The sequence below is a fragment of the Sedimentitalea sediminis genome, assembly GCF_042687825.1.
GTDB lineage: Bacteria > Pseudomonadota > Alphaproteobacteria > Rhodobacterales > Rhodobacteraceae > Sedimentitalea.
Genome location: NZ_JBHUQE010000040.1, coordinates 1 through 9,315 on the forward strand (window position 1 = coordinate 1; position 9,315 = coordinate 9,315).

The 9,315-nt window shown below is 58.6% G+C and carries 6 protein-coding genes and 1 pseudogene; 1 reads left to right on the forward strand and 6 read right to left on the reverse strand.

The window, feature by feature from the left end; all coding sequences use genetic code 11:
- Positions 1-555, forward strand: a pseudogene (locus ACFMPD_RS17035) (IS3 family transposase); the annotation flags it as partial.
- Positions 556-1,541: 986 nt separating this feature from the next.
- Here ACFMPD_RS17035 and ACFMPD_RS17040 read toward each other — a convergent pair.
- The 6 genes from ACFMPD_RS17040 to ACFMPD_RS17065 form a co-directional block, all read right to left on the reverse strand.
- Complete coding sequence (locus ACFMPD_RS17040; protein WP_380997084.1) at positions 1,542-2,414, reverse strand: alpha/beta fold hydrolase; 873 nt, start codon at positions 2,412-2,414, stop codon at positions 1,542-1,544.
- 35 nt (positions 2,415-2,449) lie between these two features.
- Positions 2,450-4,525, reverse strand: a complete 2,076-nt coding sequence (locus ACFMPD_RS17045; protein WP_380997086.1) for an acyl CoA:acetate/3-ketoacid CoA transferase — start codon at positions 4,523-4,525, stop codon at positions 2,450-2,452.
- A 9-nt stretch (positions 4,526-4,534) separates the two neighbouring features.
- Complete coding sequence (phaC, locus tag ACFMPD_RS17050) at positions 4,535-5,641, reverse strand: class III poly(R)-hydroxyalkanoic acid synthase subunit PhaC (protein ID WP_380997089.1); 1,107 nt, start codon at positions 5,639-5,641, stop codon at positions 4,535-4,537.
- An 18-nt stretch (positions 5,642-5,659) separates the two neighbouring features.
- Positions 5,660-6,487, reverse strand: coding sequence for a poly(R)-hydroxyalkanoic acid synthase subunit PhaE (locus ACFMPD_RS17055; RefSeq protein ID WP_380997092.1), 828 nt, complete (start codon positions 6,485-6,487; stop codon positions 5,660-5,662).
- A 10-nt stretch (positions 6,488-6,497) separates the two neighbouring features.
- Positions 6,498-7,652: an iron-containing alcohol dehydrogenase gene (locus ACFMPD_RS17060; protein ID WP_380997095.1), complete on the reverse strand. Its 1,155-nt coding sequence runs from the start codon at positions 7,650-7,652 to the stop codon at positions 6,498-6,500.
- 1 nt (position 7,653) lies between these two features.
- A complete protein-coding gene (locus ACFMPD_RS17065) occupies positions 7,654-9,033 on the reverse strand; it encodes an aldehyde dehydrogenase family protein (protein WP_380997098.1) in 1,380 nt (459 codons plus the stop codon).
- Positions 9,034-9,315 lie beyond the last annotated feature (282 nt).

Here is a 9,315-nt window from a genome sequence, read left to right on the forward strand (position 1 = left end):
AGGCCAACCATCGTGGCCGGGAACAAGCTCGAGCAGCAGTTCCACGTCGCCCTGCCAGACCAAGTCCGGGTGACCGACATCACCTACATCTAGACCCCCGAGGGCTGGCTGTATCTGTGTGTCGTCATCGACCTGTTCGCCCGCCGCGTGGTGGGGGGGCTGCTCAATCTCGCATGATCACAGACCTCGCCTTGCAAGCTTTGCTGATGGCCGTCTGGCGCCGAAAGCCCGCTGGCCAGGCCATGGTGCATTCCGACCAGGGTTCCCGGTTCACCAGCCGGGAGTGGCAGACGTTTCTACGCCAGCGCAATCTCGACCCCAGCATGAGCCGACGTGGCAACTGTCACGACAACGCTGTCGCCGAGAGCTTCTTTCCGCTTTTGAAACGGGAACGGATCAGGCGACGCCCCGACCCGACATGCGACGACGCCAGACGGGATGTTCGACTACATCGAGATGTTCTGCAACCCGAAGCGAAAACACACCAACAACGGCATGCCGTCGCCCGTTGACTTCGAAATCCGACAGCCCAAACTGAACCAGGCAGGTGTCTAGGAAACTAGGGGTATTTCATTTTGTTGTTTTTTGGAGTGTTGAATTTGTCTCGGGATGACAGGCCTACGTCAGTTTTAACCACCTAGCAACCGGACCAACAATATGCGGAATTTCCAATCATTGGAATGAAAGGTTCGGTTCGGGCTGCGAATGTCGGCTTAGCGCGCCTTGCTTCAGTTTGTGCGATATGCAGCATACTGTATAAGGGCTCCGAGCCGACCTTCGCTGCTATTTAAGTTGATGACCGCTCATGCTCAGAAAGCGGCCTTTCGGCATAGCAACTACGTCCTCGGCGCCGTCATAAGTTTCGCAGGTTACGCACTTCCCTGTTTCGCCACCTCCCTTCCCTGTTCCTCCTTAATCTTTCCCTGTTATCAAGTTAACAGGGGAAGGCCTTATAACTCACTGTAAACGCTCACGGAAATCGCCCAAATCACCCAGATTCAGCCAAAAATTGCGAATTTTCCCTATTTTTCCCTGTTAACAGGGAAAACAGGGCTGCGACCGGTTCGCTCCAGACTGCGTCCACCGCCATTTGCCGCAGGTTTCATTGAGAAATTCAGCAAGTAACGAAGTCTACCGAAACTCTGCTACGTTTTTTCTGCCGGTGTTTTCGCCGGTCTGTCCGCGTTGGCGGGCAAAAGATTCGCGATGCGTACTGCGGGCCGAGGATGCCCGGTCTTGTCGCAAACCTTGCGCTTCGTCACCTCGACACGCAGGTCTTCCGCGTTGAGCGGTCCTCTTTTAGGAGTGTTTCTGGTATCGCACGGGACACACACAAAAACAGCCGCAGACGTTTTCTTCGCCGCCGTCGGGACATCGCGTCGATTCTTCGACATGGGTTTGGTTCCCGGCCAAGTGACCTGGCCGGAACGCCATGTCGTTTGGGTCATGCATCCACATGCTGTCGCCTTGCGCGGAGGCTAGTTTGCAAGCCCGGATGCGTCGGTCTACGCAGCCCAGGCGCAGCCATCCCGGCGCGCGCGTCAGGGTGACGTGGTTTTGTACCCGGCCGCGCCGCGCCACCATGCCAGGACCGGTTCGATTTGTTCGGCGGCATTCAGCGTCGGCGTGTGGCCGACATTTTCGAACTCGATCACGTCGGCATGGGGCAGCCGGTCGATCATCTTGTCCAGCAGATGCGACGGCAGAAAATCCGACTCTGTGCCGCGCAGGATCAGGACCGGACAGGTTATGCGTTCCCAATAGCGCCAGAGGTTGAAATGGCTCATCAGCCAATAGTTCTGGAAGTTGCTGAAAATTCCCGGGTCGAACGCCATGCGGATACCGTCTTGGTCGCGGTAGGTGCTTGTCTGGACCATGCGTTTCCAGTCCCGGTCGGTCATCGGTCCGAACGGGGCCAGCGTTTCGCGCAAATGCGCCTCGGCCGATTCCAGATCCTCAAAGGTCTTGTTCCTGATATAGCGGGAAACCCGCCGCAATGCCGGGAGTGGGATTTCGGGAGCAATGTCGTTGATGACCAGACGGGAGATCGGTGAATTTTCCATGCCAGCCAGGGAAATTCCCATCAAACCGCCAAGCGAGGTACCGATCCAACCATAGTGAGGCGCGCCAACCCGGGCGGCCAGCAGAGCCGCATCGAAATTATACTGCACCAGGTGATACCCGGAATCCCGTGCCAGCCAATCGCTGCGACCACGGCCGACGATGTCGGGACAGACGACGCGATGATCGCGCGACATGGATTTCGCCAGCGGGTCGAAATCGTGGCTGTTTCGGGTCAGCCCGTGAAAACACAGCACGGTCCGATCGGAATCCGGGTCGCCCCAGTCGCGATAGCGCAGCGTGTGAAAGCCATGCCGGTTGATACTGCGGACCGAACAATCACGAGGTGACAAGGTGTGACCACCCTTTCCTTGGCAAGTCATCTGGTTCAAGGGTGCGCTCCGCTGAGGATCGCGTCCTCGGTCAGGCGCAACGGAACTTCTTTTTGGGTCAGCACGGCGGCAAACCGCAGCCGCGTAAAGGCGTTGCGCGCATAGCGTGTCGAACTGCGGTAATAGGCGTTCTCCATTTTTGAGATCATGTCGGCCCATTGTTTTTCAAGACCGGAGGCCAGCTTGAACCCGTCCAGCCAACAGATCATGTCGACCTTGGCGTCGAGATGTGCGCAAAGCTCGGTGACCCGTTCGGCGATCCTGTCGATGTCCTGGATCGTCGCGGCGTCATATCCCTGCAGGTTGATGTTCAACCGGTGGCGGCTGCGATCAAGTTTGATCCGGTCGGTGATCGGGGCATTCAGCAATTGCGACTTGAGCCCCATCGAACCGGACCTGAATATCCTCGAATCCATGGTTGCCAGGTCGTCCATCTCGGGAACAAAATCCATATGCGCCAGGATGTCCTTTTCCAGGTCGACGCCCGGCGCAATTTCCACCAGTTTCAGACCTGCAGGGCTGGATCGAAAGACGCAGCGCTCGGTGACATACAGCACCTGCTGCCCGGTCTCTGCCGCCAGTTCCCCGGAAAACGTCACCTGCTCTACCTTGTCGACGAACTTGCTGACCTTGCCCTCCTGCACGATCCTGACCTGTCCCTCGTCAAAAGCGACCTTCAGTCCACCGGCCGTAAAGCTGCCGGCCAGGATCAGCCGGCGCGCATTCTGGCTGATGTTGATGAACCCCCCCGCCCCGGCGAACCGAGGACCGAATTTGGACACGTTCACGTTGCCGTTGCGGTCGGTCTGCGCCATGCCCAGACAGGCCAGGTCCAGCCCGCCGCCATCGTAGAAATCGAACTGGACATTCTGCTGGATGATCGCTTCGGGGTTGAGCGCGGCGCCGAAATCCAGCCCGCCCTGCGGCATGCCGCCGATCACGCCAGGCTCGGCGGTCAGCGTGACGCTTTCCAGCAGACCTTCTTCGGCGGCGACCGTGGCAACGCCTTCGGGCATGCCGATGCCCAGATTGACGACCCCGCCGATTGGCAGTTCCATGGCCGCGCGCCGGGCGATCACCTTGCGAAAATCCAGCGGCATCGCGGAACGTTCCCCAAGCGGCACTCTGAGTTCGCCGGAAAAGGCGTGCGAATACGGGGTGGCATAGGTCTGGACGTGGTTTTCGGGTTNGACCCCGCCGATTGGCAGTTCCATGGCCGCGCGCCGGGCGATCACCTTGCGAAAATCCAGCGGCATCGCGGAACGTTCCCCAAGCGGCACTCTGAGTTCGCCGGAAAAGGCGTGCGAATACGGGGTGGCATAGGTCTGGACGTGGTTTTCGGGTTCCGAGACCACAAGGCAATCCACGATTGCGCCGGGAACGAGTACCTGCTTGGGTTTCAGCGATCCTTCGACGGCTATGCGTTCGACCTGCACGATGGTGACGCCACCCGAATTCCGCGCGGCCATTGCCGACGAGGTCGCATCGAGCTTGAGCGCTTCGCGCTCCATCGTGGCGTTGCCGCGCGGGTCGGCCGTGGTGGCGCGCAACAGGGCCACATTGATGGGGATGCTCTTGTAAAACAGCCACTCCTCGCCATCGATCTCCTGCAGGAAGATCAAGTCTTCGCGGGTTCTGTCATTGATCTTGCCGCCGGCCAGTCGCGGATCGACAAAGGTCCGCAGCCCCACCTTGGACAGCAGTCCCGGTTTGCCGCCGGCGATATAACGGTACAGTTGAGACACACAGCCCAAAGGCAGATTGTACGCCTCGATCTTGTTGTCGACCGCCATTTTGGCCAGCTTGGGAACCAGCGACCAATGTCCGCCGACGCCGCGTTTTACCAACCCCTCATGCGCCAGGCGGTTGAGGCCACGATCTGCCCCGTCCCCCGGAGCCGCGGCGAAGACCAGCGTCAGATCGCGCGGGTGTCCGGTTTCGAGAAACCGTTTTTCCAATGCGATCAGCAATTCGTCGGGGGTGCCAATACCAACAAATCCGGACACGGAAACGGTATCCCGGTCACGAATGACCGAGACAGCCTCTTCCGGCGATACAACCTTGTTTGCCATTTTCCGCCCCTATTGACGTTTCATGAGCCAATCGTAGACACCGGTTCCGACGATACCCTGGCTCTTCGAACTGACGTAGACGCCCACATGCCCGCCCGGCAAAGCGATCTCGGTGTAATCTTCTGTCCCGACGTATTTTTTCAGAGCCTGCGAACAGGGCGGCGGAATGATGTGATCCTGCAGGGCATAGACGTTCAGGACGGGCATCGTGATATTGCCCAGATCCACCCGCGCCCCGGACATCTCGAACTCGCCCTTGATCAGACGGTTTTCCTTGTACAGTTCGATTAGCCACTGAAGGGCGGCCGCCCCGGGGTGATGCGGACGATCGGCCAGCCATTTCTCCATGCGCAGAAAATTCAACAGCTTTTTTTCGTCGGCCGCCACGTCCAACAGGTCGAGGTTGTATTTGGTCAGGCTGCGCATCGGGGTCATCATCTGAAAAACCGAGGCCATGATCTCGCCTGGCAGATTGCCAAAGGCCTTGACCAGTTTGCGGATATCGTCGTCTTCCAGATTGCGGGTCCACAGATTGATGAAACCATGGGTTTCCTCGGCATCGTCCTTGTCGCCGTGGAAATCGATCGGCGTGATCGTCAGGATCAGGTTCTTGACCTTTTCGGGATGGGCCGCCGCATACAGGCTGCAGAATACGCCGCCCTCGCAGATACCGAGCAATGTAACGGCATCCACACCGGCCTCTTCGCTGATCTTGTCGATGCAATCGTCCAGATACCAATCGACATAGTCGTCCAGTTTCAGGTTCTGATCCGACCGGTTCGGATGGCCCCAATCGACAACGTAGAGGTCTACGCCGCGCTCAAGCAGATTGCGCACCAGCGAGCGATCTTCCTGCAGATCGGCCATCGTGTAGCGCCCGATCAATCCATAGACGATGAGAACCGGCTGGGATTTGGCCTTTTTGCCCGTTAGCGGTTTGTAGTGATACAGGGACATCTTGTCCTGCGCGAAAATCAGTTCTTTGGGGGTCGCGCCCACATCGATGTCTGAATCCTTGATACGGGTCAGTGCGGCCGCGCCCTGACTGTATTTCTTGGAAAAATCCCACATCTCCTCAAGAACCGAGATTTTGGGTTCGCCTTTGTCGGTTGTCATTTTCACTCTGCCTTCCGCTCAGTTTCCGGAGGTCCGGGACGTGCGCGCTTTGGTTTTGGGTTTCGGGCCGGCTGACGCGGCGACCTGTTTTTTCAGGGCGCGCAGTTCCCGGCGCAATTGGTAGACCAGGGCATGCAGATCATCGATTTCCGAGCGTGTGGGCATCGAATGTGCTTCGCACCATGTTTCGACCAGATCGCGTTCGCGAAGACGATATTCGACACCCGCCCGCAGCAGTTTGCGCTGCGCGTCCAGAAATGTGCCGGTCCTCTGTGTCGCGATCAACTCGTCATTCGCGATTTCCATCCACCGGTTCAAAAGCGCGCGCGCGCCCTCGTTCCAGATATCCGGATCATCCTTGTTGGCCTTCGAAAACCGCTTGAAGGCCCGGCGCCAGGCCTCGGCCGTGATCATCCGGTATTCGGCGCTGGCCTCTCGCAGGGAAATCCATTCCTGTGTCGCCTTCAGGCCCTGCCGCTCCAAAGTGCCGATATCGGCAAACTCGGGCCCTTCCACCAGTTTCTGGATGGTCTGATTGATCTCGTCCGAGCCGGCAAAAAGAAACTGGCCCGGATCCATCATGCGTTGCAGGATCTCCTGCCCGGTTCCGTTTTCGGACGTTGCAAAGACGTTCTTGCCGGCCATTCGCATCATCCAATCACGGGCATCGTTGCAGGATTTCTGCCAGACGGCTTCGGCGGATTTCACCAGATCGCTGCCCTCACCCGGCGGCGCGGCTGCGTCGGCCATGTGTTTCCAGAACGGTGCCTGTGCCTCCAGCATCTGCATCTGGGATTTCGCCCAGACGCTGAAGAAGGGATTTGTATAGGTAGGTTCATCTGACATGTCTTTGACCTCAAAGCGCTTTTTCGTAGATTTCTTGCGCGGCCTGCAACGTCATTTCACGGGGATTGTTGATCAGCAGTCGTTCTTGTTTCATCGCATCCTCCGCCAACCGCGGCAGGTTGTTATGACTGACGCCGACCTCGGTCAGCCGTGACTGCATGCCCAGTTCCGGACCCAGTTGCAGGAATCCGGCGACCATACCCTCGGCGCGCGCCTGTTCCGATTTCCCGGCCAGTTCCGGAAAGATGATCGGTGCCAGTTCGGCATACATCGGCTGCGCCGCCGGCATGTTGAATTCCAGCACATAGGGCAGTACCAGGGCATTGCTCAGCCCGTGTGGCACATGGAAATGGCCACCCAGAGGGTAGGCCAGCGCATGAACGGCCGCGACCGGCGCATTGGTAAAGGCGATCCCCGCCAGCATCGACCCCAGCAGCATCGCGCCCCGGGCATCGCGATCTTCGGGCGAGAAACACGCCGTGCGGATATTGGCGCCCAGCAATTCCAGCGCCTGTTTGGCCAGGCAGTCAGAAACGACGTTTTTCAGCCGCTTCGACGTGAACGCCTCGATTGCGTGCACCATGGCGTCGATGCCCGTCGCCGCGGTCACGGCGGCAGGCAGACCCACGGTCAGTTCGGCATCCAGAATGGCCCAGTCCGGCAGCAATTGTGGCGACACCACGCCCTTTTTCTCGTTGGTCCCGGTCGTGACGATGGAAATCGGTGTGACCTCGGAACCGGTACCGGCTGTCGTGGGGGCCAGAACCAATGGCAGCCGTTCGCCGCGCACCAGATTGACCCCATACATTTCTGCAAGGGGCTGCTCGGTGTTCAGCAGAACCGAGATCAGCTTTGCCGTGTCCATCGACGAGCCGCCGCCGACCGAAACGACGCCGTCCACGCCGGCGGCACGCGCCTGCGCGACAGCGTTCAAGATCATCGCTTCGGGCGGGTCCGGCTGCACCTCTGAAAACAGCCAGACCTCCAGGCCCGCGGCTTCAAGCCCGTCCAGGGCGGCTTTCGCCAGCCCCAGATCCAGGATCATCGCATCGGTGACGAATGCGACCTTCTTGCAGCCGCGCGACGCCATGATCTCGCCTATTTTTGCGGTTGCCCCGACTTCGGCCAAAACCGAACGGGTCGTTTGAAAGCTTAGGGATTTCATATCAGGTTTCCGATCCGAACATTGTGTTGTCAAATATCGTCGACGTGTCGCGCAGATAGGCGTGTTTGAACGTCAGCCGTTTGATGTTGATCAGATGCTCGGCGCTGATATTGTCCGACGTCGCGTTGTTGCCCCAACTGCCGCAACCCATCGTGGTTGTCGGCACCAGCGAGTTTTCCCGGCTGCCGCCGGCGTTGGTCGCAGTGGTCTGGTTCACCAGAATGCGGCTGGCCGGCATTCTCATCGCATAGGCGCGCGAAGAATCGTGATCTTTCGAGTGAATGCCCGCAGAGTGACCTTCGCCACCGTTTTTCAGGATCGCCTCGCAGCCATCGATCGCCTCTTGCCAATGATCGTATTTATACATGGCCAGCACCGGGCTGAGTTTTTCCTTGGAAAAGATCTCGTCCGGGGCAATCTTGGTTTCCGGGACCAGCAGAATGCGCGTGCCTTCGGGGACTTCGAACCCGGCCATTTCCGCCAGACGCTCGGCGGATTGACCGACAATGTCGCCGTTCAGATGGCCGTCGACCCACATCAGGTCTTTCAGCTTGGCCTTGTCCGCGCCGTCCACCCAAAAGGAACCCTTGGAAATAAAGATGTCCCGTACCTGCTGGTATTGCTCGGCCTGGACAAAGACGGCCTGTTCCGAGGCGCAGATCAAACCGTTGTCATAGGATTTGCCCTTGATGATGCATTCGACCGCATTCACCAGCATCGCCGTGGGATGGATCGCGACCGGCACGTTTCCGGGACCCACACCATAGGACGGCTTGCCGCTGGCATAGGCGGCGTGGACCATGGATGTGCCGCCGGTGGCCAGCACCACATCGACCGATGACATCAGTTCGCGCGTCCCCTCGCGCGACGGCGTTTTGATCATCTGAATGGCATTTTCCGGCAGGCCGACTTCCTTGCCGACCTCGATCATCAGATCCATCGTCTTTTTGATCGTGTCATAGGCCCGGCGATGCGGCGACAGAATGATTGTGTTCCGGCCCTTGATGGCGAACATCGCGTTGCTCATTGCGGTCACAGCCGGATTGGTCGTCGGAATCAGAGCCCCGACCACACCGACGGGTTCGGCATATTCCAGAATACCGCGTTGCTTGTCGCGGCGGATTTCACCGACGGTCTTCTTGTCGCGCAAGTCCAGATAAATGAGTTCCGATTTCGATTTGCATTTTGCGATCTTGTCCGGAACGTTGCCCATGCGGGTTTCTTCGACCGCCATTTCCGCCAGCAGAACGGCGTTGTCATGCACCACCTTGCCGATGACCCGCATGATCTCGTCGACTTCTTCCTGGGTTTTTTCGTACATTGCAGGCAGGGCGGCACGGGATTTGGCAACCAGCTCGCTGACGCTTGTATTGTTAGACATCTTTTGTCTCCTTGTTCGTTTGAGTTTGTCTGAGTTTATTCTCGCACCGTCGGAATTCTGGCTTGGCGTCTCTATCCTTAGGCGCGTGTCGTGATCGTTCCGGCGGAATCGGCAAATTGCGGGGTATCCTGTGGCCTGACAGCGAAATCGGTTGGCGGCACACCGAAAGGTGGCGGGCAAAAAGGGCTATGGAAATGGGCGCGTTCGCCACTTTACCGTCGGCGCAGCCAGGAAAAATTTCCCCGGTCATCTGATCAGCCGAGCTTGTTCATGCGGAAGGCG